Origin of the sequence: Sciscionella sediminilitoris (assembly GCF_000737195.2) — a bacterium.
In the GTDB taxonomy this organism is placed as follows: domain Bacteria; phylum Actinomycetota; class Actinomycetes; order Mycobacteriales; family Pseudonocardiaceae; genus Sciscionella; species Sciscionella sediminilitoris.
In genome coordinates this window covers 1-23,449 of record NZ_JALM01000001.1, presented here as the reverse complement: position 1 = coordinate 23,449, position 23,449 = coordinate 1, and the positions used below count along the sequence as shown (strand labels likewise).

General features: G+C 69.3%; 24 protein-coding genes and 1 riboswitch. Of the genes, 17 read left to right on the top strand and 7 right to left on the bottom strand.

Annotated elements, in window-relative coordinates; genetic code table 11:
• Positions 1-24 precede the first annotated feature (24 nt).
• Positions 25-1,005, bottom strand: coding sequence for an asparaginase (locus AD72_RS00120; protein WP_037344358.1), 981 nt, complete (start codon positions 1,003-1,005; stop codon positions 25-27).
• A 110-nt stretch (positions 1,006-1,115) separates the two neighbouring features.
• On the opposite strand from AD72_RS00120, the gene AD72_RS00115 reads away from it, so the two are divergent.
• From AD72_RS00115 to AD72_RS00100, 4 genes are all read left to right on the top strand, one after another.
• Positions 1,116-2,141 (top strand): LacI family DNA-binding transcriptional regulator, encoded by a 1,026-nt coding sequence (locus AD72_RS00115; RefSeq protein WP_051897617.1) that lies wholly within the window; start codon positions 1,116-1,118, stop codon positions 2,139-2,141.
• Between the two features lie 101 nt (positions 2,142-2,242).
• Positions 2,243-4,306: an oxidoreductase gene (locus AD72_RS00110; protein WP_037344355.1), complete on the top strand. Its 2,064-nt coding sequence runs from the start codon at positions 2,243-2,245 to the stop codon at positions 4,304-4,306.
• Positions 4,303-5,547, top strand: coding sequence for an aromatic ring-hydroxylating oxygenase subunit alpha (locus AD72_RS00105; protein ID WP_031464240.1), 1,245 nt, complete (start codon positions 4,303-4,305; stop codon positions 5,545-5,547). Before AD72_RS00110 ends, AD72_RS00105 begins: the two co-directional genes overlap by 4 nt.
• On the top strand, positions 5,544-6,530 hold the full coding sequence (locus AD72_RS00100) for an FAD-binding oxidoreductase (protein ID WP_051897609.1): 987 nt from the start codon (positions 5,544-5,546) through the stop codon (positions 6,528-6,530). Before AD72_RS00105 ends, AD72_RS00100 begins: the two co-directional genes overlap by 4 nt.
• Here AD72_RS00100 and AD72_RS00095 read toward each other — a convergent pair.
• Positions 6,517-7,416 carry a LysR family transcriptional regulator gene (locus tag AD72_RS00095; RefSeq protein WP_031464238.1) on the bottom strand — a complete coding sequence of 300 codons (900 nt, stop codon included), beginning with the start codon at positions 7,414-7,416 and terminating at the stop codon, positions 6,517-6,519. The genes AD72_RS00100 and AD72_RS00095 overlap by 14 nt on opposite strands.
• Positions 7,417-7,491: 75 nt before the next feature.
• Positions 7,492-7,669: riboswitch (cobalamin riboswitch) on the top strand.
• A gap of 19 nt (positions 7,670-7,688) precedes the next feature.
• Here AD72_RS00095 and AD72_RS00090 point away from each other — a divergent pair.
• From AD72_RS00090 to AD72_RS00075, 4 genes are read left to right on the top strand one after another with little or no spacing between them, the layout of a single operon-like run.
• Positions 7,689-8,669, top strand: coding sequence for an ABC transporter substrate-binding protein (locus AD72_RS00090; RefSeq protein ID WP_031464237.1), 981 nt, complete (start codon positions 7,689-7,691; stop codon positions 8,667-8,669).
• Positions 8,666-9,694 carry a FecCD family ABC transporter permease gene (locus AD72_RS00085; protein ID WP_031464236.1) on the top strand — a complete coding sequence of 343 codons (1,029 nt, stop codon included), beginning with the start codon at positions 8,666-8,668 and terminating at the stop codon, positions 9,692-9,694. The genes AD72_RS00090 and AD72_RS00085 overlap by 4 nt, the downstream gene beginning before the upstream one ends.
• Positions 9,691-10,449, top strand: a complete 759-nt coding sequence (locus AD72_RS00080) for an ABC transporter ATP-binding protein (RefSeq protein WP_031464235.1) — start codon at positions 9,691-9,693, stop codon at positions 10,447-10,449. The genes AD72_RS00085 and AD72_RS00080 overlap by 4 nt, the downstream gene beginning before the upstream one ends.
• On the top strand, positions 10,446-11,105 hold the full coding sequence (locus AD72_RS00075) for a (2Fe-2S) ferredoxin domain-containing protein (protein WP_197284836.1): 660 nt from the start codon (positions 10,446-10,448) through the stop codon (positions 11,103-11,105). Before AD72_RS00080 ends, AD72_RS00075 begins: the two co-directional genes overlap by 4 nt.
• Before the next feature lie 160 nt (positions 11,106-11,265).
• On the opposite strand, the gene AD72_RS00070 is transcribed toward AD72_RS00075, so the two are convergent.
• Complete coding sequence (locus AD72_RS00070; RefSeq protein ID WP_031464233.1) at positions 11,266-12,171, bottom strand: serine hydrolase; 906 nt, start codon at positions 12,169-12,171, stop codon at positions 11,266-11,268.
• Positions 12,168-13,100 carry a LysR family transcriptional regulator gene (locus AD72_RS00065; protein ID WP_231644687.1) on the bottom strand — a complete coding sequence of 311 codons (933 nt, stop codon included), beginning with the start codon at positions 13,098-13,100 and terminating at the stop codon, positions 12,168-12,170. The genes AD72_RS00070 and AD72_RS00065 overlap by 4 nt, the downstream gene beginning before the upstream one ends.
• 102 nt (positions 13,101-13,202) lie before the next feature.
• Here AD72_RS00065 and bla point away from each other — a divergent pair, with 102 nt between their 5' ends.
• Positions 13,203-14,075: a class A beta-lactamase gene (gene bla, locus AD72_RS00060; protein ID WP_031464231.1), complete on the top strand. Its 873-nt coding sequence runs from the start codon at positions 13,203-13,205 to the stop codon at positions 14,073-14,075.
• Positions 14,076-14,090: 15 nt separating this feature from the next.
• On the opposite strand, the gene AD72_RS00055 is transcribed toward bla, so the two are convergent.
• Complete coding sequence (locus AD72_RS00055) at positions 14,091-14,780, bottom strand: MSMEG_1061 family FMN-dependent PPOX-type flavoprotein (RefSeq protein WP_031464230.1); 690 nt, start codon at positions 14,778-14,780, stop codon at positions 14,091-14,093.
• A 28-nt stretch (positions 14,781-14,808) separates the two neighbouring features.
• The gene (locus AD72_RS00050; protein ID WP_051897606.1) at positions 14,809-15,786 is read right to left on the bottom strand and encodes a PDR/VanB family oxidoreductase; all 978 of its coding nucleotides are present in this window, start codon (positions 15,784-15,786) and stop codon (positions 14,809-14,811) included.
• Positions 15,787-15,869: 83 nt separating this feature from the next.
• On the opposite strand from AD72_RS00050, the gene AD72_RS00045 reads away from it, so the two are divergent.
• Positions 15,870-16,499, top strand: a complete 630-nt coding sequence (locus tag AD72_RS00045) for a TetR/AcrR family transcriptional regulator C-terminal domain-containing protein (protein ID WP_197284835.1) — start codon at positions 15,870-15,872, stop codon at positions 16,497-16,499.
• A 1-nt stretch (position 16,500) separates the two neighbouring features.
• Here AD72_RS00045 and AD72_RS00040 read toward each other — a convergent pair whose 3' ends face one another.
• On the bottom strand, positions 16,501-17,373 hold the full coding sequence (locus tag AD72_RS00040; RefSeq protein ID WP_231644686.1) for a MurR/RpiR family transcriptional regulator: 873 nt from the start codon (positions 17,371-17,373) through the stop codon (positions 16,501-16,503).
• 115 nt (positions 17,374-17,488) lie between these two features.
• Here AD72_RS00040 and AD72_RS00035 point away from each other — a divergent pair, with 115 nt between their 5' ends.
• From AD72_RS00035 to AD72_RS00005, 7 genes are all read left to right on the top strand, one after another.
• Entirely contained in the window at positions 17,489-18,412 is a 924-nt protein-coding gene (locus AD72_RS00035) for a transporter substrate-binding domain-containing protein (protein ID WP_031464226.1), read from the top strand.
• Between the two features lie 13 nt (positions 18,413-18,425).
• The gene (locus tag AD72_RS00030; protein ID WP_031464225.1) at positions 18,426-19,070 is read left to right on the top strand and encodes an amino acid ABC transporter permease; all 645 of its coding nucleotides are present in this window, start codon (positions 18,426-18,428) and stop codon (positions 19,068-19,070) included.
• 4 nt (positions 19,071-19,074) lie between these two features.
• A complete protein-coding gene (locus tag AD72_RS00025) occupies positions 19,075-19,905 on the top strand; it encodes an amino acid ABC transporter permease (RefSeq protein ID WP_037344350.1) in 831 nt (276 codons plus the stop codon).
• Entirely contained in the window at positions 19,880-20,716 is an 837-nt protein-coding gene (locus tag AD72_RS00020; RefSeq protein WP_031464223.1) for a hydrolase, read from the top strand. The genes AD72_RS00025 and AD72_RS00020 overlap by 26 nt, the downstream gene beginning before the upstream one ends.
• Positions 20,716-22,149: an amidase gene (locus AD72_RS00015; RefSeq protein WP_037344346.1), complete on the top strand. Its 1,434-nt coding sequence runs from the start codon at positions 20,716-20,718 to the stop codon at positions 22,147-22,149. Before AD72_RS00020 ends, AD72_RS00015 begins: the two co-directional genes overlap by 1 nt.
• A complete protein-coding gene (locus AD72_RS00010) occupies positions 22,149-22,532 on the top strand; it encodes a hypothetical protein (RefSeq protein ID WP_031464221.1) in 384 nt (127 codons plus the stop codon). Before AD72_RS00015 ends, AD72_RS00010 begins: the two co-directional genes overlap by 1 nt.
• Before the next feature lie 109 nt (positions 22,533-22,641).
• Positions 22,642-23,449: citrate/2-methylcitrate synthase (locus AD72_RS00005; RefSeq protein WP_031464220.1), on the top strand; the 808-nt coding region annotated here is incomplete at its 3' end.

The window sequence follows — 23,449 nt, the reverse complement described above, 5'->3', positions numbered from 1 at the left end:
TTCCTTGTCATCTCGGACGGAACCTCAGTGTTCCGTCTGGTTTTCCTTTTCCAGCCAGTCACGCACCGCCGCACCCGGATCGTGCGGACGGGTGGCGATGGCGACCGCGAGCAGCAGCCGCGCCTGCCACGGGCTCAGGTCCGAGCCGAACACCGCACCGGCGCGGGACAGATCCGTTCCCCCGCCTCCGGTATAGATCGGCGCGACCGGGCCGCTCGGCACGCGGCTGCAGACGACGACCGGGATCCCTTGTGCGACAACGCTTTCGACCGCTCCGGTCAGGGCAGGAGCGCTGTTCCCCGCCCCGGTGGCCTGCAGCACGATGCCCCGTGCTCCGGCGGCGACGGCCGCGCGCGGCAGTGCGTCGTCCGCGCCGAGGTAGGCCGAGACCACGTCCACCCTGGGCAGCTCGTCGATGCCGGAAAGGGTGAACGCGGGGCCGCGCGGTTGGGTGGCGAGCCGGGTGATCCCGGAAGGGGTGACCCGAAGGCAGGGTCCGCGACCGGGTGCCTCGAACGCCCCGGAACGCAGGGTCTCCACCTTGCGCACCCCGCGTGCCTGCCACACGAGGCCGTCGAAGGCGAGCAGTGCGCCGAGCCCGCGGGCCGCCGTGCTGGACGCGACCGCGCACGCCGCGGCGAGGTTGGCCGGTCCATCGGCGGCGGGATCGTCGAACCCCCGCTGCGCACCGGTGAACACCACCGGTGCCGGGGCACGCCGGAACAGATCGAGCAGGAAGCAGGACTCCTCCATCGTGTCCGTGCCATGCGTGACCACCACCCCGTCCACGCCCTCGCGCAGCGCGGCATCGACCCGAACGGCGAGAGTGAGCGCGTCCGCTGTGGACAGCGCGAAGCTGCCCGCGGTGCGCAGGTCCTCGACCTCGATTCCGGTCAGCCCGGCCTGATCGAGCAGTTCGGACCCGGTCGCCCCGGCACGCAGCCCTTGCGGGTGGTGCCGGCTCGCGATCGTGCCACCTGTCGCGATCAGCCGGATGCGGGTCACGGAACCTCCTTTGTGCAAACGATTGCGTGGAGATTACGCAATCGTTTGTGTAATGGCAAGACGTTCGGGCCGGAAATTTCCGATCGCCGAACATGCGGTACAAACGTGGTATGCACTCCCGTTCTCCCGACCCGCAAACGGGCGGGCCGATCACGCTCGCCGAGCTCGCCGAGCGGGCCGGGGTGCATGTGTCCACCGTTTCCCGTGCGCTCGGTTCGGGATCCGGAGTCGGCGCCGCGACCGTGGAACGGATCCGGGCTCTTGCCGCGGAGCTCGGGTACCACCGCGATCCGGCAGCGGCCGCCCTGCGCACGCGGCGCAGCCATGTCTTCGGTGTCCTCGTGCCACGGCTGACCGACTTCGTGCTCGCCAGGATCTACGAAGGGCTCGACCACGCCGCCGCGCAGTGCGGATACCAGACCTTCGTGGCGAACACCAGCGACGACCCGAGTTCACGTCAGCACCGGCTCGAGGAGCTGCTCGAACGCCGGGTGGACGGGATCGTGCTCGGGGACGCCCGGCTCGGCGGCGATGCGCTGGTGAAACTGCTGGCGAGCCGGGACATTCCGCATGTGCTCGTCTCCCGGCGGCTGCCGGGAACCCTCTCGGTCACCACCGACGACCTCGCGGGCGGGCGGCTCGCCGCGGAACACCTGCGCGCGCTCGGCCACGAGCGGGTCGCCGTCGTCGCCGGGGAGCCGTACGCGAGCACCGGAGTGGAGCGGACGAGGGGATTCCGTAAACACTTCGAGGCCGAGGGGTTCCCGATCCCGGACGACTACGTGCTGCACTCGCCGTTCGATACCCAGGGCGGGCACGTGGCCGGGGCCGAACTGCTCGCCAGGATTCCCCGTCCCACCGCGATCTTCGCCGTCAACGACAGCGCCGCCATCGGGGTCATGGGGGCGCTGCGGGAACACGGGCTGCGCCCCGGTGCCGATGTCGCGGTCGTCGGTTACAACGACATTCCCGTCGCCGGGGACATGCCGGTCCCGCTGACCACGGTCCGGTCCTCGATGTTCGAGATGGGCACCACGGCCATGGGGCTGTTGCTGGACCGCGTGGAAGGTCGTGCGGTGCGGTCGAAACGGCTGCCTCCGCGACTGATCGCGCGGGACTCGACCATGCGTGACTGAGGGATCACTTCCGGTACTGTCGATCTTGTACCGGGGTTGCACGGTACCGTTGCCGAGCATTCGCTTTTCCGCACCACCGGATTGCCCCGACACTGGTCGGCATGCGCGAAGACGACCCGCTGCTGCGTCCCTATCACCTGCGCCGGTTGCGCCTGGCGAACCGGATCGTGAGCACCTCGCACGAACCGGCCTACAGCGAGGACGGGCTGCCGAAGGGCCGGTACCGCCGCTATCACGTGGAGAAGGCGCGCGGCGGGGTCGGGCTGACGATGATCGGCGGTTCGGCGGTCGTTTCCCGGGACAGTCCACCGGCCTTCGGCAATCTGCAGCTGCACCGCGACGAGATCGTGCCCTGGCTGCGCGAGCTGACCGATGCAGTGCACGAGCACGGCACCGCGGTGATGTGCCAGGTGACCCACCTCGGCAGGCGGTCGAGCAACTTCACCGGGGACTGGCTGCCGCTGGTGCACCCCTCGCCGCAGCGCGAACCGGCGCACCGCAGCGTGCCCAAGATCGCCGAACCCTGGGACCTGGAGCGGATCCTCGCTGACTACGTCAGTGCCGCACAGCGCTGCGCGGCGGCCGGGCTGGACGGGATCGAACTGCAGTCCTACGGGCACCTCCTGGACTCCTTCCTTTCGCCGCGCACCAATCCGGACGGCGGCACTCTCGACGAGCGGATGGCCTTCCCGCGCAGGGTGATCACGGCGGTGCGGGCGGCCGTGGGGCCGGAGTTCATCATGGGGATCCGGATGGCGCTGGACGAATCCTGTGCCGGTGGCCTGCCGCTGGCCGAAGGGCTCGCCGCAGCGCACTGTTATCTGGCGGACGGGATCGACTTCCTGAGCACGATCAAGGGCACGATCGACAATGATGCCGCGCTGGCCAGGGTGATCCCGCCGATGGGCGAGCCCTCCGCGCCGTTCCTGGAGTTCACCGCCGCCGTCAAACGTGAGCTCGGCATCCCGGTCATGCACGCCGCCCGCATCGCGGATGTGGCCACCGCACGGCACGCGGTCGCCGAGGGCATGCTGGACCTGGTCGGGATGACCAGGGCACACCTCGCCGATCCGCATCTGGTGGCGAAGATCCGCTCCGGGCAGGAGGACCGGATCCGCCCGTGTGTCGGGGCGAGCTACTGCCTCGACGCGATCTACTCGGACGGCGCGGCCAAATGCGTGCACAACCCGGCAACCGGGCGCGAGGGAACCCTGCCGCACGAGCTGAGCCCGATCCACGGTGCGCCGCGCCGGATCGTGGTGGTCGGGGCGGGCCCTGCCGGGCTCGAAGCGGCACGGGTGCTCGGCGGGCGCGGTCACGAGGTGGTGCTGTTCGAAGCGGGCCAGGATCCTGGCGGTCAGCTGCTGCTCGCCGCGAGGTCCCCGCGCAGGCGCGACCTGCTCGGCATCGTGGACTGGCGGGTGCGGGAGGCGAAACAGGCCGGGGTGCGGCTGCGGTTCGGGGTGCTCGCCGAACCCGAGGACATCCGCGCCGAACGGCCGGACATGGTGATCCTCGCGACCGGGGGCAGTCCGGCGCGGGAATTCCTCGGTGAGGGCGGCGAACTCATCGAGGACAGCTGGGATGTGCTCAGCGGCGGGGCACAGGGGACCGGGGACGTGCTGGTGTACGACGAGCACGGCGCCAACCAGGCGCTGGACGCGGCCGAGGTGCTCGCGAACGCCGGAGCGCACGTGCGGTACGCGACCCCGGAACGCACCCTCGCCCCGGATGTGGGCGCCATGATCGCCCCCGGCTACCTGAAGGTGTTCGCCGAGCACGGGGTGCGCACCACGCTCGCCGAACGACTGGTCGGGGTCCGCCGCGCCGATGGCCGGTTGCGGGCCCGGCTGCGCAGCGAGTACGCCGAGCAGGAACACGAGATCACCGTGGACCGGGTCGTCACCGAACGCGGCACCCTGCCCAATGACGAACTGTATTTCGCGCTGCTTCCCGAATCCAGCAATCTCGGCGAGATCGACCACACCGCGCTGCTCGCCGGGCGGGAACAGCGCGTCGTGGCCAATCCCGCGGGCGAGTTCGCCCTTTTCCGTATCGGTGACGCGGTCACCAGCCGCAATATCCACGCCGCCGTGCTCGATGCGCTGCGCCTGTGCAGCGCGATCGGGCCACGCGAGGCCCAGAAAGGAGCGCCAGCACAATGACCACGCTCGCCGACACGCGGATCGCCGAACTCATCGCGCGCCGCAGGATCGGGCACAGCCTGCCCGCCGAGTTCTACACCAGTCCGGAGGTCTTCCACGCCGATATCGAGGCGATCTTCGCGCGGCACTGGCTGCTGGCCACCACGGTGGCCGAAATCCCGGAACCGGGCGACTTCGTCACCGTGGAGATCGGCCCGTACTCGGTGATCGTGCTGCGCGACGACGATGAACAGGTGCGCGCCATGCACAATGTCTGCCGGCATCGCGGCGCCCGGATCCTCACCGAAACCAGCGGTTCGGTCGGCAATATCGTGTGCGGCTACCACAAATGGACCTATCGCACCGACGGCTCGCTGCTGCACGCGGTTTCCCCGCCGCCGGGTTTCGATCCCGGTTGTTTCGGGCTCAAACCGGTGGCCGTCCAGGTGGCCGGCGGATTCGTGTTCTGTTGCCTCGCCGAACATCCGCCGGAGGATTTCGCCGAGGTGGCCGCGATCGTGGAACGCTACGCGGCACCGCACCGGCTCGACCGCGCCAAGGTGGTCGAGCAGGTGGACCTGGTGGAGCGGGGCAACTGGAAGCTGGTGATGGAGAACAACCGGGAGTGCTATCACTGCGACGGTCACCCGGAACTGTCCTGCTCATTGTTCCCGACCTACGGCTACACCGATGAGGAAGTGCCCGCCACGCTGCGGGCCGCGTTCGACCGCTATGTCGCCGCGGACACCGCGCTGCGGGACACCTGCGAGCGGCTCGGCCTCGCGCACCGGTTGATCGAGCAGTTGTCCGGGCGGGTGAGCGGATTCCGGGTGCAGCGTGAACCGATGGACGGCGCGGGGGAGTCGTTCAGTACGGACGGCCGGGTGGTCTGCACGAAACTGCTCGGCGATATCGGTGAACGCAGGCTGGGCCGGTTCTCCCTGCACCTGCAACCGAATGTGTGGCTGCACGTGTGCAGCGACCACGCGGTCACGTTCACCGCGGTCCCGCTCTCCGCGGGGGAAACCCTGGTGCGCACCACCTGGCTGGTGCACGAGGACGCGGTCGAGGGGCGCGATTTCGACCGGCAGCAGCTGACCGAGGTGTGGCGCAGGACGAACGAACAGGACGCCGGATTCGTGGAGCGCGCCCAGCTCGGCGTGCGCAGCCCCGCCTATGTTCCCGGCCCGTACACCACGAGCGAATATCAGGTCGACCAGTTCTGCGACTGGTACCTCGACCGGTTGGGAGCGTATGCATGACCGTTCTGCTCGCGGAAGAGACGCGGTACACCCCGGAACCGGTCGAACTCCGGCTGCGTTGTACGGAGATCCGGCCCGTCACCCACGATGTGCGGACCTTCGTCTTCGAACCCGATACCGCGCTCGCGTTCCGGCCCGGCCAGTACCTGATGCTGCGGCTCCCGGTCGGACCGCGCTGCTACACGATCGCCTCCCCGCCGACCCGGCCGGAAACCCTGGAGATCACGGTGAAACACCATCCCGGTGGTGCCGGATCCGGTTATCTGCACGAGGAACTGCGGGTCGGGCAGACACTCGAGGCGAGCGGTCCGTTCGGGGAGTTCTCCTACACCACGCGCCCGGAAACGCGCTATCTGTTCCTCTCCGCGGGCAGTGGGATCACCCCGGTCATGGCGATGACCAGGACCCTGTTCGATCTCGGCAGCACGGCCGATGTGGTGTTCCTGCACACCGCGCGCACTCACGCCGACCGGATCTTCGGCACCGAGCTGGACGCGATCGCCGCCGGTGCCCCGAATTTCCGGGTTGCCACCGGTTACGGGCGCGGGGATCTGACCGCCGAATCGCTCGCCGCGCTCGTCCCCGATCTCACCGAGCGTGCCGTGTTCTGCTGCGGACCGCACGGCTACCGGGAACGGGTCACCGAAATCCTCACGCTGCTCGGCGCGGATCCGGCAAACTACACCGAAGAACGGTTCACCGTCGAGCAGGCGGGCCCGAGCGCGGTGAGCTATCCGGTGCGGCTCGGTGCGCACAGTTTCGCCTGCGGGGCCGGACAGACCGTGCTGGACGCGGCACAACAGGCCGGGGTGAGCGTGCCGTTCTCCTGCGGACAGGGAATGTGCGGCACCTGCAAGCACACGCTCGTCTCCGGATCGGTCGACATGCAACACAATGGCGGGATCCGGCGCAAGGAGATCGAACGCAACCGGATCCTGTTGTGCTGCGCGAAACCCCAGGAGCCGCTGGTCATCGAAGACTGAGCTCGTGCACCACCTCGAGTGCCTTGGCCACCGTCGGATGCGCCTCGGCGCCCTGGCGGACCGCGGCCAGGATCCGGCGCGCCGGTGCCGGTTCGCCGTGCAGCGGGAGCCGCACCACCGGCCAGTCGGAGTGCAGCCGCGCGAGCCTCGGCACCAGGATCACCCCGAAACCGTTGGCCACCAAGGCCGTTCCGGTGTCCCACTCATCGGCGTAGTGCGCGATGTCCGGGGTGAACCCGGCGGCCATGCACGCGGTGAGCACCAGCTGGTAGTAGGTGCTCTCCTGGCGGCCGACGATCCACGGTTCCCGCGCGGCATCGGCGAGCTGCACCGAGGACCGGGTGGTGAGCGGATGTCCTTCCGGCACAACGAGATCGAGCGGATCGTCGAGCAGCGAGTACTGCTGGAAGCGCTCATCGGCCAGGGGCGGATTCTGCGCGGTGACCACCACGAGGGCCAGATCGGCCTCACGGGCGAGCAACAGGTCGAAGCAGCGGCTCGGTTCCGCCTCCATCAGCCGCACGGTCACCTGCGGATAGGCGTCCCGCAGCCGCGCGGCCGCCGCCGGGAGCAGCTTGCTCGCCGCGGTGGAGAAGGCGCACATGGTGAACCGCCCGCCGGGTTCGTCGCCGATCGTGGCGAGCTCGGCACGGGCCCGCTCGACCTGCGCGTGCAGCCGCTCGGTGTGCTCGAGCAGCGTGTGCGCCGCCGCGGTGAGCCGGATTCCCCTGCCCTGTTGCACGACCAGCTCCACTCCGAGTTCGGCGGCGAGCTGGCGCAGCTGATGGGAGACCGCGGACGGGGTGTAGTGCAGCGCGGCCGCGGCGGCGGTCACCGTCCCGCACCGGGCGACGAGCTGGAGCATACGCAGCCGAGGATCGATCACCCGATCATTGTGCGCGTATCCGGCCGCGACGGGAAGATGTGCGCGGTCTCTCCTTTTTCCGTGGGCTCCAACAGGTATGCTCGCTCGAGCCGTGGTCAAGGGAAGCCGGTGGGAGACCGGCGCGGCCCTCGCCACTGTGATCGGTGAGTCACCACACCGAGTCGCACGACGGCCACTGGGTGCGAGCCCGGGAAGGCCGGTGTGGTGGTGTCGACCCGAGAGCCAGGAGACCTGCCACGGCGCGTGTGTCCACGAGGGTTTGGAGAGCTCACATGCGCGCCTCGGGTCGTGCCCGATTGTCCTTGCTGCTCGCCGCATTCGTGCTCGCGGGCTGTGCCGGTCCGCCGCAGGAGCGGGCCGCGCCACGCGGTTCCGGGAACGGCTATCCGGTCACCGTGTCCAGCTGCGGTCACTCCTCGACGCTGCGCGAGCGCCCGCGCCGGGCCGTCACGCTCAACCAGGGCGCGACCGAGATCGCGCTCGCCCTCGGGGTTTCCGGGCAGCTCGCCGGAACGTCCTATTTGGACAACCCGCTGCCCGCGAAATGGCAGGCCGCCTACGCGAAGATCCCGGTGCTCGCCAAGGGGTATCCGAGCAAGGAGAAGCTGCTCGCGGGCAAACCCGATTTCGTGTACGCGACTTTCTCCAGCGCCTACGAAAAGGACGCGATCGGCCCGCAGTCCGGGCTCGACCGGCTCGGCATCCCGTCCTATCTTTCCCCTTTCGGCTGCGCGGAGGATCGGCTGCGCGGTGCGCTTTCCTGGTCCACCGTGTACGAGGAACTCACCGAGGCGGGCAAGGCCTTCGGCGCCCGGACCAAGGCCGGGCAGCTGATCGCGCGACAGCGGGCCGAGGTCACCGCGCTGGAGAGGCGCAAGCCGGGCAAGGGGCGCACCGCCTTCTGGTACGACTCGGGGGACAAGGCTCCCTATGCGGGCGCCGGGCACGGTGGCCCGCAACTGATCATGAACACGCTCGGCCTGCGCAACGTGTTCGCCGATCTGCCCGGCGGGTGGGCCGATGCGAGCTGGGAGAAGGTCATCGCGGCCGACCCCGATGTGATCGTGCTCAGCGACGCCGGATTCTCCACCGCGCGGGAGAAGATCGCGCGGTTGCGCCAGGATCCGGCGCTGCGCTCACTGGATGCGGTGCGGCACAACAGGTTCGTGATCCTCCCGTTCGACGAGTCGATGCCCGGGGTGCGGCTCGCCGAAGGCGCGGAAACCGTGGCGCGCGGGCTTGATTCCCGGTGATCCGAACGGGTACGGCGGTATGGCTCATTCTGGTCACCGCGATCCTGGTGCTGCTCGTCAGCATCGCGGTCTGTGTGACGCTCGGCCCGGTGCACGTTCCGGTCGGTACCGTGCTGGAGGTGATCGCGCGGCGGATGCGGCTGGTCGCCGGTGGCGTCACGGTGCTCGATGACGAGATCGTCTGGCAACTACGACTGCCGAGGGTGGTCGCGGCCGCGGCGACCGGGGCGGGTCTCGCGCTCGCGGGCGCGGTGCTGCAATCCCTGACCCGCAACGCGCTCGCCGATCCGTACCTGCTCGGGATCTCCGGCGGCGGCACCTCCGGGGCGGTCACCGTGATCGTGTTCGGGGCCAGCGGTTTCGCCTCCCTCGGTATCGGCGCCTTTCTCGGCGCGATCGGCGCACTGCTACTGGTCTTCCTGCTCGCCATGGGCCGCACCGGAGGGCTGGCCACCACGCGCACCGTGCTGGCCGGGGTCGCGGTCGGGCAACTCTGTTCCGCGTACACCTCCTTCGTGGTCCTGGTGCGCGGGGATTCCGATGCAGCGCGGCGGATACTTTCCTGGACCTTCGGCTCGCTTGCCGGGGTGCGCTGGACCGAGGCGAGCTGGCTCGCGGTGACCGCGGTGCTCGCGGTCCTGGTGATACTCGGCTTCGCCAGCTGGCTGGACGCGCTCGCCTTCGGTGAGGATTCCGCGCGCACGCTCGGCGTTCCGGTCACCGGATTCCGCTGGGGCCTGATGATCGGCACCTCGCTGATGACCGCGGTGATCGTCTCGGTGACCGGCGCGATCGGGTTCGTCGGGCTCGTGGTGCCGCATCTGGTGCGCCTCGTGTTCGGCCCGGCGCACCGCAGGCTGCTGCCGCTCACCGCGGTGTGCGGGGCGATTCTGCTGGTGTGGGCGGACACCATGGCACGGACCGTGCTCACCGACCGGGAGGTGCCGATCGGCGTGGTCACCGCGGCGATCGGTGTTCCCGTGTTCGCGATCCTGTTGCGGCGCAAGGCAGGTGTGGCGCGATGACCGAACTTCGCTTCGAAGACCTCGGCTGGTCGGTGCGCGGCACCGAGATCCTGCACACGATCGGATTCACCGTGCCGGAAGGGGAACTGGTCGGTCTGCTCGGGCGCAACGGTTCCGGCAAGTCCAGCCTGTTGCAGCTCGCCGCCGGACTGCGCACCCCGAGCACCGGCCGGGTGCTCGCCGGTGACCGGGTGGTGGGGGAGCTCGGCAACCGGGAACGGGCGCGGCTGATCGCCTTTCTCGCCCAGCAGGCGGACACCGAGCTCGCGCTCACGGTCGCCGAGGTGGTCGCGCTCGGCCGGACACCGCATCGGAATTCGTTCTCCGCGACGGAATCCGATGACACCGTGCGCGAGGCGATGCGCCGGACCGAGGTCGCGCAGCTGAGCGAACGCAGCTGGGCCACCCTCTCCGGCGGGGAACGCCAGCGCACCCAGCTGGCCAGGGCGCTCGCCCAGCAACCGAGCCTGCTGCTGCTCGACGAGCCGACCAACCACCTCGACCTCGCACACCAGATCGGCCTGCTGCGCCTGGTGCGCGAACTCGGCATCACCACCCTCACCGCGCTGCACGACCTCGAACTCGCCGCCGCCTTCTGCGACCGGCTCGCCGTGCTCGATGCCGGGCGGCTCGTCGCGTTCGGGACCCCGGGCGAGGTGCTCACCCCGGAACTGCTTGCCGAGGTCTACGCCGTCTCGGCGCAAGTGCTCACCCATCCGATCACCGGAAGGCCGCATATCCAATGGAATCCGTGACCGTGCTCGTCGGGCTCAACCTCCGTGCCGCGCAGGAACACGAGAAACTGCGCGGGCTCGCCGAACACGTGGCGTACCTGCACCTCGGCGAGCCCAGCCTGTGCACGATGCTCGACGAGCGCCGTGCGGCCGGGGACACCGAGCTCACCCTCATCCCGGTGAATCTGCACGGCGAACCCGGACAGCTGTCCTGGCTGCGCCGGGTGGCCGCGCACTGGTTGCGCGCCAACGACCATCCGCTCACCATCCAGGTCGGCACACGAGTGCTCACCGAACCCGGCGAGCTGACCGAACTGCTCACCGAACCGGCCAAGCCGGTCACCGACGCCGCCCCGTTGTGCTCCCCGGCCTGGGAACACGTTCCCGCATACCGGCACCACCTGTTCGTCTGCCGCGGTCCGCGGTGCAGCGCCAAAGGGGCCGAGCGTACCGCGGCCGCGGTCAAGGAAACCTTGCGGGACAACGGAATCGGTGAAGATCAGGTGCTCGTCACGCAGACCGGCTGCCTGTTCCCCTGCAATCACGCGCCGGTGCTCGCCGTGCATCCCGACGACGTCTGGTACGGGCGGATCGGTCCCAGGGAGGTGCCGGGCATCGTCGCGGAACACCTCATCGGCGGCCGGGCCGTGGCCGCGCACCGATTGCATCGGGGCTAGGGTGTGTCTGATAATCCACTGCCGTCGCGAGCGGGAGGCAGATCGGATGCATCGCAAGGCGGAGGATTGAGCCATAGCGGCAGCTATGGTGATTGCGCGCCTTCGCCGCGAGGCGCCGATATGGCCCCGCGCAGCAGGCTACGGGATTGTCAGACGCGCCCTAGATCCGCAAGGCCTCGAAGGCAGCGCGCGCGGCCGCGCCGATCGCCAGGTCCACATCGGGTGCGATGCTCGCCCGCCGGTCGGTTCTGGTGAGCGCGGCGATCGCGATCCGGTCCCCGGAATCGGTTTCCACCACCCCGATTTCGTGCCGCAGATGCAGGTAGGTTCCGGTCTTCCCGCTCACCCGGACGGAGTCGGCGCGCAGATCGGCGGACAGGCGCTGGGTGAACACCTGCGCGCCCATGATGCGGCGCAGTTCCGCGGTCGCTTCGGGGCGCGCGATACGGTCCAGCCAGACGCGTTCGAGCAGATCGACGAGCGCGGCAGCGGAGCCGAGGTTGGCGTGCGCGGGATCGAGCGGTTCGAGGCTGCTCTCCTCGCGAATGGCCAGTTCCAGGGCGAGTGTGCTGTTCTCGCCCGCGATCCCGGCGGCGCACTCGTACATCCGGTTCATCCGGTGCCGGACGGTGATCCCGGCGCAATCCCATTCGCGCAGCCGTTCCTCCACGGCGTCCAGGCCGAGCAGGTCGAGCACGGTGTCGGCGCTGGCGTTGTCGCTCACGGTCAGCATCTGGTGCACGAGATCGGCGATCGCGAGGGTGGCGGGGTAGCGGAACGCGGAAACCCCGGTCGGCCCGACACTCTTGTCCGCGGGGTCGATGGTCACCGGTTGCGCCGGATCGAGGGTTCCCTCGGCGATCCGGTCGAGTGCCACCAGGGCGATCGGGACCTTCACCACGGAGGCGAGTGGCAGCGCGGTGTCCACATCGAACCCGAGTTCCCGCCCGGTGTGCAGCTCGCGGGCGAGGAAGGAACCACTCGTGCCGATCCGTTGCCAGGCGGTGGCGACCGATTCGGCGGTGCTGAGCAGTTCGGCGGTGCTCGCCCGGTACACCGGAGTCATCCGCGCGCCGCCAGATGTGCGCGGTCCGCGGGCTCTTCCTGTTGCGGCGCACCGGTTTCACCGACCGCCCCGATCACCGTGGCGAGCAAGGGGCCCAGCCAGCCGGGCGCCCGGGATCCGTGTGCGGCCGTGAGGGTGTAACCGCGGTGCAGCGCCGGGTCGGCCAGCGGAGACCAGGCCAGCCCATGGGTGCGCGCGAAGGCCTCCGGGCACAGCAGCAGACCGTTCCCGGCCAGTGCCTCGGCGACCGCGGTGGATGTGGAATCGCCGGTGTGCACGCACTGCTCGGCGAGCCCGGCCTGCGCGACGGCCTTGCGCAGCCGCTCGACGGCGAACCCGCCCGCGTCCTCCGGGGTGAGCAGGATGCGCGGGGCCCGTTCGGTGCTCGCCCGGCGTGGCCGCAACTGGTCGAGATGCACCGGCCGGGGGAGCGGTTGCGCGGTACCGAGGCCGAGCGGCACCCGCATCCGGCTGCGCTGTGGGGGAACCCGCAGCAGGGCGAAGGCGAGCCCACCCTCGGCCAGTTCCGTTTCCCGTTGCGGTGCGGGCAGTTCGCGAATGGTGAGCGGATCCTCCCGGTCCGCCCCGGCGCGCAGCACCCTGGCCAGCGCAGCGGGTGCACAGTCCGGCGGCATTCCGAGTACGGGGGTCCGGCCGGTGAGCGCGGTCCGGGCGAGGGTGCGCAGGTGTTCGGCGCGGCCGAGTACATCCGTGGCGTGTGGCAGCAGCAGCGTGGCGAGCTCGGTGTTCGCGATCCGCCTGCGGGAGCGGTCGAACAGCGCGCCGCCGAGGTATTCCTCGAGGTTCTTGATCCGCCTGCTCAGCAAGGGTTGCGCGATCCCGAGCCGCTCGGCGGCCGCGGAGAAACCGCCCTCCTCGGCGACCGCGACATACGCTTCGAGGTGCGCGAGCAGGTCCACGAGACACATATATCAAAAAGGCATGTTCGCTTCAACTATCTCTCTTGGACATGAGTGGGCCGATGCTGGTTGGCTCGGGGTACGAACCCGAATCGATGAGGGGAGTACTGCATGTCCGTATCCCGGCGTTCCCTGCTCGGTGCCGGTCTTGCCGTCCCGGCGGCGGGGCTGCTCGCCGCGAGTCCCGCGGCCGCCACGACCGGTGCCGGTGACCGGCTGCGCGCCCTGGAACGCGCGCACCAAGCGCATCTCGGTGTGTACGCGCGGAATCTGCGCACCGGGGCCACGATGACCCACCGCGCGGGGGAGCGGTTCGGGATGTGCTCGACCTTCAAGGTGCTCGCCGCCTCGGCCGTCATGCGCGATCGCGACGGCGACGGGACCTTCCTCGACCGGATCGTGCACTACACCGAAGCGGACCTGGTCGAGAACTCGCCGATCACCGAGAACCACGTGCACGGCGGGATGCGCATCGCCGAACTGTGCCACGCCGCGATCTGCTACAGCGACAACACCGCGGGAAACCTGCTGCTGCGCCAGATCGGCGGGCCCGCCGGGGTCACCCGGTTCTGCCGCAGCCTCGGCGACCGGGTCACCCGGCTCGACCGGTGGGAGACCGAGCTCAACGACATCGCGCCGGGGGATCCGCGGGACACCACGACCCCGCGCGCGATCGGGGAGAACTACGCGCGCCTCGCGCTCGGCACCGCGCTCGATCCCGTGCACCGCGCCCGGCTGACCGGCTGGCTGATCGGCAACACCACCAGCGCCAAGCGATTCCGCGCCGGGCTGCCCGATTCCTGGCTGATCGGGGACAAGACCGGGTCCGGCGCCTACGGTTCGGGCAACGACGTCGGCATCGCGTGGACCGGCACCGGAACCCCGCTCGTGCTCGCCGTCATGACACGGAAACACGAGCCGAAGGCCGATTACGACGACGAACTGATCGCCGAGGCCGCGCGGATCTGCGCCGAGACGCTCTAGCCTTGCCGAGACGCCCTAGTAGAGCCCGTGCTCGTAGTGTTCCTCGAGCACGGCACCGAGTCCGCCCGCCTGATTACCGAGGCTGCGGTTGAACTTGCCCGCGTCCTGGGCGGTGGCCATGGTGGCGAAGGAACTCCCGTTCGTGACCGCCTCGCCGAGCCCGCGATCGTCGCCCTGCCACAGTTTCGCGCGGATCACCGCCTTGCCGCACTGGGAGAACACCTCGCGGATCCGCACGATCGTGGCGAGCACCGCGGGTTTCCCCTCGGCGCCGAGCCGGTCCAGCAGCTCGGGATCCTCGGTGATGAACGCGTCCCCGTTGACCCGCACGGTTTCCCGCACCCCGGGCACCAGGAACACCATGCCCACGCCCGGGCTGCGGGTGACGTTCTCGAAGGTGTCGGCCAGCTTGTTGCCCGGACGGTCCGGGATCGCCAGCGTCCACGGATCGAGGACCTTCACCGATCCCGGCGGGTCCCCTTTCGGGCTGGTGTCCAGGTGGCCGAGTTCGTTCCCGCTGGCGAGCACGAAAAACGTGCTGTGCGCGATGAATCGCATGTCGAACTCGCCGAGGCGCGGTTCCTTCTTCTCCAGGATGAACTGTTCCGGTTTTCCGATGATCTCCCGGATCCGGTCCAGGTCGATCGGTTCGTAGTCGTCGGCGGCGGTACGTGCGGGTGCCGCGCCGCGGGCGATGGCGGTCATGGCCGCCTCCTTTCCGGATGGCGAGTGGCTAGATATCGAGAACCAGGCGTTTGTCGCACGCGCGGGAGACGCAGATGAACATCCGGTCGCCCGCGGCACGGTCGGCCTCGGACAGAATGTCGTCACGGTGCTCGGGAGTGCCTTCCAGTACCCGGGTTTCACAGGTGCCGCAGATCCCCTCCCGGCAGGATCCGGCGACCGGGAGCCCTTCGTCCTCGAGCGCGGTGAGCACGCTGCGGTCGGCGGGCACGGTCACCGTCCGGTCCGAACGGGCGCACACCACGTCGAACTCGGTGTTCTCGCTCGTGGCCTTCGGCCGGGATTTGAACCGCTCGAGGTGCACGCTGCCCGGCGCCCAGTGCTGGGCGCCCTCCTCGATCCCGGTGAGCAGGGATTCCGGGCCACAGGCGTAGATCGCGGTGTCCGCGCGCGGTTCGCGGAGCCAGTCCTCGAGCGGGATCCGGCCGCCCCGGTCACTGGGGTACAGCCAGACCCGCTCGCCGTGCTGCCCGAGCTCCTCCAGGAAGGCCATCGAGTCCGCGGTGTGCCCGCCGTACACGAGTTGCCATGGCACGCCCAGGTTCTCGGCCTCGCGCAGCATCGGAAGGATCGGGGTGATCCCGATTCCGCCCGCGATGAACAGATAGGCCGCTGCCTCGGCGAACCGGAAATTGTCCAGCGGCCCGCGGACCTGGATCGGCTGGCCGGGCCGCAGGAAGGCGTGCACGTACTCGGACCCGCCCCGGCTCATCCGGTCCCTGCGCACCCCGATGCGATAGACCGAGCGGTCCTGCGGGGATCCGCACAGCGAGTACTGCCGGGTGATCCCGGTCGGCAGCACCAGTTCCAGATGCGCGCCGGGACGCCAGGGCGGCAGCTCGGAGCCGTCGCGCGCGCACAGTTCGACCGAGACGACTCCCTCGGCCTCATAGCGCAGCTGGCGCACGATCATCGCGACGGTTTTCGGCGCGGCAGCGGTCTCCGGCAGGACGGCGGCATTCGTCATGGCAGCGGCTTTCGTCGTGGTCGACTCTATGCGTTAACAACGTTAACACCTGATGACTCCAAGTTAGTGATAACATCGTTAACGTGTCAATTCGGGAGACGAAGACCACGGCACGGGCGGAGACGGTGGCCCGTGCCGCCCTGGCGCTCGTGGATTCCGGCGGTCTCGAATCGCTGACCATGCGCAAGCTCGCCACCAGCCTCGATATGCAGCTGCCGACGATCTACCGGCTGTTCGACGGGAAGCAGGCGCTGATCGACGAGATGGCCGAGGTCATCCTCGCCGAGGTACCCGAACGGATGGAACGCGACGGTGCGGACTGGCGCGCACGGGCCGCGGACTTCGCGAAGGCGATGCGCTCGGCGCTGCTGGCGCACCGGGACGGGGCCCGGATCGTCGGCGGCAGCTACACGACGAAACGGCCGACGCTGACCGTGGCCGAGGAGGTCTTCGCCATCTGGCGGGACGCGGGATTCTCCCCGGAGTCCGCGCTGCTGGCCTGCACCACGTTGTTCTGCTATGTCCTCGGCGAGGTGCTCGAGCAGCAGGGCGCCGACGGGGTGGAGCGCGGGGAACTGCTCGCCGCCGTGCTGCCCGGGGCCGCGTATCCGCATGTCGCGACCACGCCGATGGACCTGTTCTTCGACTTCGAGGCCCGGTTCGAGTTCGGGCTCCGGGTGCTGCTGGCCGGGCTGAGCGCGGAACTGCGCTGACCTATTCGGCGCCGAGCCTGCCGCGCAGCGCGGTCAGCAGATCGGAGGCCGCGGTGGCGCGGTCCTGGTCCCGTGCGGCGACGCCGAGTACGAGCGCGTCGGTGAGCAGCACGGAGGCCAGGCATTCCCCGGTGAGCCCGCTTCCGGAGTGCACCGCGGTGAGCGCGTGGTCGACCCGGTCCCCGATCCGGGCGGCGAGCGCGTCCGAGACGAGCACGACCTTGGCGCCGACCCGGTGCGCGTGTTCCAGGATCACCTCGAGCTCGGCGAGCATCCTGCCGGGCGCGTAGAGCACCAGTGCCTCGCCGCCGGTCAGCGAGAGCAGTTCGTCGGCGAGCCGGAAACCGGTGGCGGAGATCGCCCGCGCCGGTTTGCCGATCCTGGTGAGCCTGGTCGCGAGATAGTCGGCGGCCAGCGCGGAAACCCCGACCCCGTAGCCGACGACCGCGTCCGCTTCGGCCAGGCAGTCGATGCAGGCGCGCACGTGCCCGGCCCGGCTCAGCCGCCGCGTCTCGGCGAGCCGTTCGGCGCCCTCGGCGAACACCTCGTCCAGCAGTTCCCCGGTCTCCGCGCCGACGTGTTCGATGCGTTGGCGTAACCGCGCCGCGGGCTTGTTGACCTGCACGAGTTGTTGGCCCACCTCGTGTTTGAGCTCGGGAAGCCCGGAGTAGCCAAGTGCCCGCGCGGTGCGCACCACCGTGGCGTCGCTGGTGCCGATCGCCTTCGCGAGCCCGCCCGCGGTGGCGAAGATGACCTCCTCACCGTGCGCGTCCAGGTACTCGGCGACCCGCAGCTCGGTGGCGGTCAGCTCATGGGCGTGCGCGGCGATGCGATCCGCGAGCGGTCGCCCCCACACGCTGCTTGTAGTAGCCATTACGTCCGATGATCCCTCTTGTGGTGCCGACAACAGATGGCTAGTGTAGTGCACGCGACGCAGTGACGGAAGAAATGCAATAGCCACTACATCAACGGTGATGGGGTCGTTTCCTATGGTTTCCTCGCGGCGGTCTCTCGCCGCCCTGCTGGCCGCGATGCTCGGCCTCGGCGCGTGTTCGGGGGCGGTGAACTCGCGCTACGACAAGGCATCCGGCGGTGATCCGGCCGCGGTGCGCGCCGTGCTGGACGCGGCACCGGTCGCCGGGCCGGGCGCGCTCGACCGCAGTACGGCCGCGCTGGCCATCCACCGCAAGGGCACGGTGGCGATCGGGGCCGGCTACGACGTCCCGCTCTATTCCATGAAGAACCCGATGACCGGGGAATACACCGGATTCGACGCGAGCCTGGCGAAAATGCTGGCGAAGTACCTGACCGGAAGAACGGATGTGCAGTGGGTGAACGTCACCAGCGACACCCGGGAAGCCTTGCTGGAGAACGGAACCACCGATTTCACCGTCGCGACCTATCAGATCACCCCGCAGCGCGCGCGGCTGGTGGACTTCGCCGGTCCCTATCTGATCGGCGGCGGGGCGATCCTGGTGCGCGCGGACAATACGAGCGTGCACGGGCTCGCCGATCTGAACGGGGTCACCACGGCCACGATGCCCGCGGTCGCCGCCGAAGCATTGCAACAGCAACAGCCGGGTGCGCAGCAGGTCATCTTCGACTCCGCTTCGCAGTGCCTGCAGGCACTGCGCCAGGGCCGGGTGGACGCGTTCTTCCTCAACAGCGCCATCCTCTCCGGGTTCGTGCTCAAACACGACGACGTGAAATTCGCCGGGCCACCCACGAGGGACGCCCCGTTCGGGATCGGCATGTCCAAACAGGACCCGCAGCTCAAGCGCGTGGTGGACGACTGGCTGCGGCGCATCTACGCGGACGGATCCTGGGCCCGGCTCTGGCGGGCCACCATCGGCACGGTCGAGCGGCACGAACCGCCGAAACCGCCGGTGCTCGGCTCGGTGCCGGGTTCCTAGTCAAGGAGTGCGTATGAATGTCCTCTGGTCCAATGTGGACAAGATCGGCGGCGGGCTGCTCACCACGGCGGAGCTGACGCTGGCCGCGTTCGGCTGCGCGCTGGTGCTCGGCACGATCGTCGCGGTGCTGCGCGTCTGCCCGGTGCCGATCCTGCGCTGGCTCGGCGGCTGCTATGTCGAGGTCTTCCGCAATGTTCCGCTGCTGATGCTGCTCGTGCTCATCGTGTTCGCACTCCCGGAGATCGGGCTGAGCATGTCCCTGTTCGCCTCGGTGGTCGCCGGGGTGGCCACCTACGCGGCCGCCTATGTGTGCGAGGCGGTGCGGTCCGGGATCAACAATGTCGGCATCGGCCAGGTCGAGGCGGCCCGCGCGATCGGCATGCGGTTCGGTCAGCTGCTGCGCCATGTCGTGCTGCCGCAGGCGTTCCGCGCCATGATCCAGCCGCTGACCAATGTGTTCATCGCGGTGGCGCTGAGCACTTCGCTCAGTGCCTCGGTCGGCGTGCTGGACCTGACCGGGGTCACCAGGATGCTCAACGTGAACTACGCGGAACCGGTGCCCGCCTTCCTGTGCGCCGGGCTCTGCTACGTGCTCATCACGCTGGCCGGTGGTTTGCTCGGCGGGGTGCTCGAACGTCGCGCGCGGATCGGGCGGTGAGCCGGTGAGCACCTTCCTCTTCGACGCCCCCGGGCCACGGGGCAGGAACCGGATCCGCGCGGTCACCGTGCTGACCGTGCTCGCGCTGCTCGGTGTGCTGACGCTCGTGGTGCTGCGGTTCGGCGCGCGCGGACAGCTCGACGCGGACCGCTGGACGGTGTTCGTGGAATGGCCGGTGCAACGATTCCTCTTGCAGGCCTTGGGTTCCACACTGCTCGCCGCGGTGGTTGCCGGGTTGATCGCGCTGCCACTGGGGATTCTGGTCGCGCTGGCCCGGTTGTCCCGGCGGCGCGCGCTGAGCCGGATCGCCGCCGGATACGTGGAACTGTTCCGGGCGATCCCGCTGCTGCTGGTGATCTATGTCTTCCTGCTCGGGCTGCCGATCGCGGGGATCCGGATCGACCCCTTGTGGCAGTTGGTGTTCTCGCTGGTCATCCACCACACCGCGGTTCTCGCCGAACTGGTGCGGGCCGGGGTGCTCGCCCTGGACCGCGGCCAGATCGAGGCTGCGCAGGCGATCGGGCTCACCGGCGGGCAGGCGATGCGGGCCGTGGTGATCCCGCAGGCGCTGCGCGCGCTCACCCCGGCGCTGGTGAGTCAGCTGATCGCGCTGCTCAAGGACACCACGCTCGGCTATGTGGTCAGTTATCCCGAACTGCTCGACTCGGCGAAGGTCATGGGGGAGTACACCTCGAATCTGCTGCCCACCTATCTCGCCGTCGCCGCCGTGTATCTGCTGCTGAACGTGTTGCTCTCCTGGCTTTCCAGGAGGCTGGAAGCCAAGCGTGGAAAACAGAAGGGAATGTCGCATGCGCAACGTGCCGGGGCACGGTGAAACGCTGTCCTATTACCATTTCGGGGCCACTCCGTTCTTCGCGGCACAAGCCGATCAGCGGTTCAGCTATTGCGCCTATGTCCCGGAAAGTTATGCCGAGGACGGGGAAACGGTGTATCCGCTCGTCGTGCTGGTGCACGGAACCGAGCGCGGGGCGAGCACCTACCGGTACGCGTTCATCGAATTCTGCGAGCGCCATCAGTGCATCGCGCTCGCCCCGCTGTTCCCGGTGGGTATCGGGCGCCCCGGCGAACTGGACAACTACAAATTCATCGAGTACGAGGGAATCCGGTTCGACGAGGTGCTGCTCGGCATGGTCGCCGAGGCCGCCGAGACCTGGCGGGTGGACGCGGAACGTTTTCTGCTGCACGGATTCTCCGGCGGCGGGCATTTCGCGCACCGCTTCTACTACCTGCACCCGGACCGGCTGCGCGCGGTCTCGGTCGGCGCGCCCGGTGTGGTGACCCTGCTGGACACCGAGGCGGATTTCTGGGTCGGGGTACGGGATCTCGAGCAGCGGTTCGGCATCGCGGCCGATATCGAGGCGATGCGCGCGGTCGCGGTGCAGCTGGTGATCGGCGAGCGGGACACCGAAACCTGGGAGATCGCGATCGGGCCGGAGAGCCCGCGGTGGATGCCCGGGGTCGAGCGGCAGGGCGCCAACCGGCAGGACCGGATGCACGCACTGCGCACGAGCCTGGAGCGGCACGGGATCGCCGTACGCCAGGATGTGGTTCCCGGCGTCGCGCACGAGGGCATGCCCGTGCTCGAACCGGTCAAGGCGTTCTTCGCGGAAGCATTGGAGCACTGATGGACACCGAGCTGGTCTACCTGAGCGCGGTCGAGGCGCGGCGGCGGTTCGCCGCGGGCACACTGTCCCCGCACGAGCTGATGACTGCCGTGATCGAACGGACCGAGGCGGTGGAGCCGTCGGTGAACGCGTTCACCGACACCTTCTTCGAATCGGCGCTCGAGCAGGCGCGCGAAGCGGAACGCCGCTATGCCAACGGAACGGCTCGCCCACTGGAGGGGCTGCCGGTCGCGGTCAAGGAGGAGCAGCCCATCGCCGGGCTGCCGCTGCGCGAGGGTTCGGCGCTGACCGAGGGCGATATCGCGGACGTGACCCATCCCGCGGTCGAACGGATCCGCGCGGCGGGCGGGATCCTGCACGCGCGCACCACGACACCGGAATTCTGCACCGCCGGATTCACGCACAGTGAACTGTGGGGCGTGACCCGGACCCCGTGGCGGCTGGAGTGCTCCTCCGGTGGCTCCTCGGGCGGTTCGGGTGCCGCGCTCGCGGCCGGGACCGCCGTGCTCGCCACCGGCTCGGACATCGCCGGTTCGATCCGTATCCCGGCCGCGTTCAACGGGGTCACCGGCTTCAAACCGCCCTATGGCAGGGTTCCCGCGCTCCCGCCGTACAACCTGGACCACTACTGCCACGACGGACCGCTGGCCCGCAGCCCGCAGGACTGCGCGCTGCTGGCCAACGTCATCGCCGGGCGGCACCCGGTCGATCCGGCCTCGGTTCCCGACCCGGACTTCCGCGTCGACGGGGTCGCCGATCGGGCGCGCGGTATGCGCGTGGCGCTGTGCACGCGGCTCGGGGACTATCCGGTGGAACCGAGCGTGGCAGGCGCGCTGCACCAGGCCGCCGAGGGCTTGCGGGAGCAGGGCGTGCACGTCGAGGAGATCGAACTGCCCTGGCGGCGCGCGGAGATCATGCACGCGGCCTGGGCGCACTACGGGGCGATCCTGGCCGCGATGGTGCGCGCGACGATGGCCGAGCGTGGTTCCGGAATCCTGCCCTATACCAAGGATTTCGTGGAACGCGGGGAGGCCGCCTTCGCCGAGCTCGGCCGGTACGGCTCGGTGCGCACCGAAGCGCGGGTGCAGGCCGACCTCGCGGATGTGTTCGCCCGCTTCGATGCCCTGCTGTGCCCGACGACCGGGATGGAAAGCCTGCGGGCCGGGCTCGACTACGTGGACGAGCCGATCATCGTGGACGGGGCGGACGCCGGGCACAACCTGGATGCGGCGATGTGCGCGCCGTTCAACCTCGCCAGCCGCTGCCCCGTGGTCGCGGTGCCCGCCGCGCTCGCGGACTCCGGGATGCCGCTCGGCGCGCAGGTGGTCGCGGCGCCCTTCGCGGACCAGAGCGCGTTCACCGTCGCGGCCGCGGTGTGGGCCGCGCTGCCGTGGTACGCCGAAGCGCCCTATTTCCCCGGCGGGATCGGCTGATGCATTTCCTCGTCAAGGTCGGGGTGCTCGAACTCGCCGTCGGCGCGCTCACCGGCTGGGCCATGGTGTACGTGACCCGAACCCCGCGGGCGCAGCGGTTACGAGCCGGGCTGCGGGACGCGCGCCGGATCCGGCAGGGGCACATCGAGATGCTGATGCAGGGCACCGTGCTCACCGCGTTCGGTGCGGCGGTCCCCGATCCGCCACTGTTCGCCTCGGTGCTGCTCTCGGTGGTGTGCTGGACCGCGCCGCTGGCCTTCTTCCCGCTGGCCTTCCGCCCGGAATGGGGCGATACCCGGCTGTACCGTTATGTCGACAATGCTTCGCTGATCGGGCTCTCCGTCGGGTTCGTGCTGTTCGCGGTTTCCGTGCTGGCGAGCTGAGCGGATCGATGACGGTTTCGCGAACGGTTCGCCAGCCGGGTTCCCGAGGGTGCCCGTGGTGGTCTAGCGTGCCGTACAGGTCGACCGAACTCACCTGTTAGGGGCACGCATGCGGGACAACACGACCGGCGCCGTCACCCTCCAGCTCGGTAATGCTGACATCCAGCTGCCAGTCGTCGAGGCCAGCGAAGGACATCCCGGGATCGAGCTCTCCGGACTGCTCGACCGGGCCGGGATGACGGCACTCGATCCGGGTTTCGTGAACACGGCATCCTGTCGTTCGCAGATCACCTATATCGACGGCGAAGCGGGCATTCTGCGCTATCGCGGCTATCCGATCGAACAGCTCGCCGAACGCTCGAATTTCATCGAGGTGGCCTACCTGCTGATCCACGGCGAGCTCCCGGACCGCGCGCACTACGCGGATTTCGCCGAGCAGATCAACCGGCACACCCTGCTGCACGAGGACCTGAAGCGGTTCTTCGACGGTTTCCCGCGGGACGCGCACCCGATGCCGGTGCTCTCCTCGGCCGTGTCCGCCCTTTCCACCTTCCACCAGGACAGCCTGGACCCGTTCGACGAACCCAATGTCGAGCTGTCCACGGTGCGCCTGCTCGCCAAGGTCCCGGTGATCGCCGCATACGCCTACAAGAAATCGATCGGCCTGCCGTTCGGTTATCCGGACAACGAGGCCGGACTGCTGGAGAACTTCCTGCAGCTGACCTTCGGCGCGCCCGGGGAACGCTATGTGCCCGATCCGGAGGTCGTCCGGGCACTCGATCTGCTGCTGATGCTCTACGCCGATCACGAACAGAGCTGTTCCACCTCGACCGTGCGCGTCGTCGGTTCCTCGCAGGCGAATCTGTTCGCCTCGGTCTCGGCCGGGATCAACGCCCTTTGGACTTCCCCTGAAATCG

What these genes read in the sequence shown, in the direction of transcription:
- AD72_RS00115 (WP_051897617.1), top strand. Translation starts at nt 1,116, where the DNA reads ATGCACTCCCGTTCTCCCGACCCGCAAACGGGCGGGCCGATCACGCTC.
- AD72_RS00110 (WP_037344355.1), top strand. Translation starts at nt 2,243, where the DNA reads ATGCGCGAAGACGACCCGCTGCTGCGTCCCTATCACCTGCGCCGGTTG.
- AD72_RS00105 (WP_031464240.1), top strand. Translation starts at nt 4,303, where the DNA reads ATGACCACGCTCGCCGACACGCGGATCGCCGAACTCATCGCGCGCCGC.
- AD72_RS00100 (WP_051897609.1), top strand. Translation starts at nt 5,544, where the DNA reads ATGACCGTTCTGCTCGCGGAAGAGACGCGGTACACCCCGGAACCGGTC.
- AD72_RS00090 (WP_031464237.1), top strand. Translation starts at nt 7,689, where the DNA reads ATGCGCGCCTCGGGTCGTGCCCGATTGTCCTTGCTGCTCGCCGCATTC.
- AD72_RS00080 (WP_031464235.1), top strand. Translation starts at nt 9,691, where the DNA reads ATGACCGAACTTCGCTTCGAAGACCTCGGCTGGTCGGTGCGCGGCACC.
- AD72_RS00070 (WP_031464233.1), bottom strand. Translation starts at nt 12,171, where the DNA reads ATGACTCCGGTGTACCGGGCGAGCACCGCCGAACTGCTCAGCACCGCC.
- AD72_RS00065 (WP_231644687.1), bottom strand. Translation starts at nt 13,100, where the DNA reads ATGTGTCTCGTGGACCTGCTCGCGCACCTCGAAGCGTATGTCGCGGTC.
- bla (WP_031464231.1), top strand. Translation starts at nt 13,203, where the DNA reads ATGTCCGTATCCCGGCGTTCCCTGCTCGGTGCCGGTCTTGCCGTCCCG.
- AD72_RS00055 (WP_031464230.1), bottom strand. Translation starts at nt 14,780, where the DNA reads ATGACCGCCATCGCCCGCGGCGCGGCACCCGCACGTACCGCCGCCGAC.
- AD72_RS00050 (WP_051897606.1), bottom strand. Translation starts at nt 15,786, where the DNA reads ATGACGAATGCCGCCGTCCTGCCGGAGACCGCTGCCGCGCCGAAAACC.
- AD72_RS00040 (WP_231644686.1), bottom strand. Translation starts at nt 17,373, where the DNA reads ATGGCTACTACAAGCAGCGTGTGGGGGCGACCGCTCGCGGATCGCATC.
- AD72_RS00035 (WP_031464226.1), top strand. Translation starts at nt 17,489, where the DNA reads ATGGTTTCCTCGCGGCGGTCTCTCGCCGCCCTGCTGGCCGCGATGCTC.
- AD72_RS00030 (WP_031464225.1), top strand. Translation starts at nt 18,426, where the DNA reads ATGAATGTCCTCTGGTCCAATGTGGACAAGATCGGCGGCGGGCTGCTC.
- AD72_RS00020 (WP_031464223.1), top strand. Translation starts at nt 19,880, where the DNA reads ATGCGCAACGTGCCGGGGCACGGTGAAACGCTGTCCTATTACCATTTC.
- AD72_RS00015 (WP_037344346.1), top strand. Translation starts at nt 20,716, where the DNA reads ATGGACACCGAGCTGGTCTACCTGAGCGCGGTCGAGGCGCGGCGGCGG.
- AD72_RS00010 (WP_031464221.1), top strand. Translation starts at nt 22,149, where the DNA reads ATGCATTTCCTCGTCAAGGTCGGGGTGCTCGAACTCGCCGTCGGCGCG.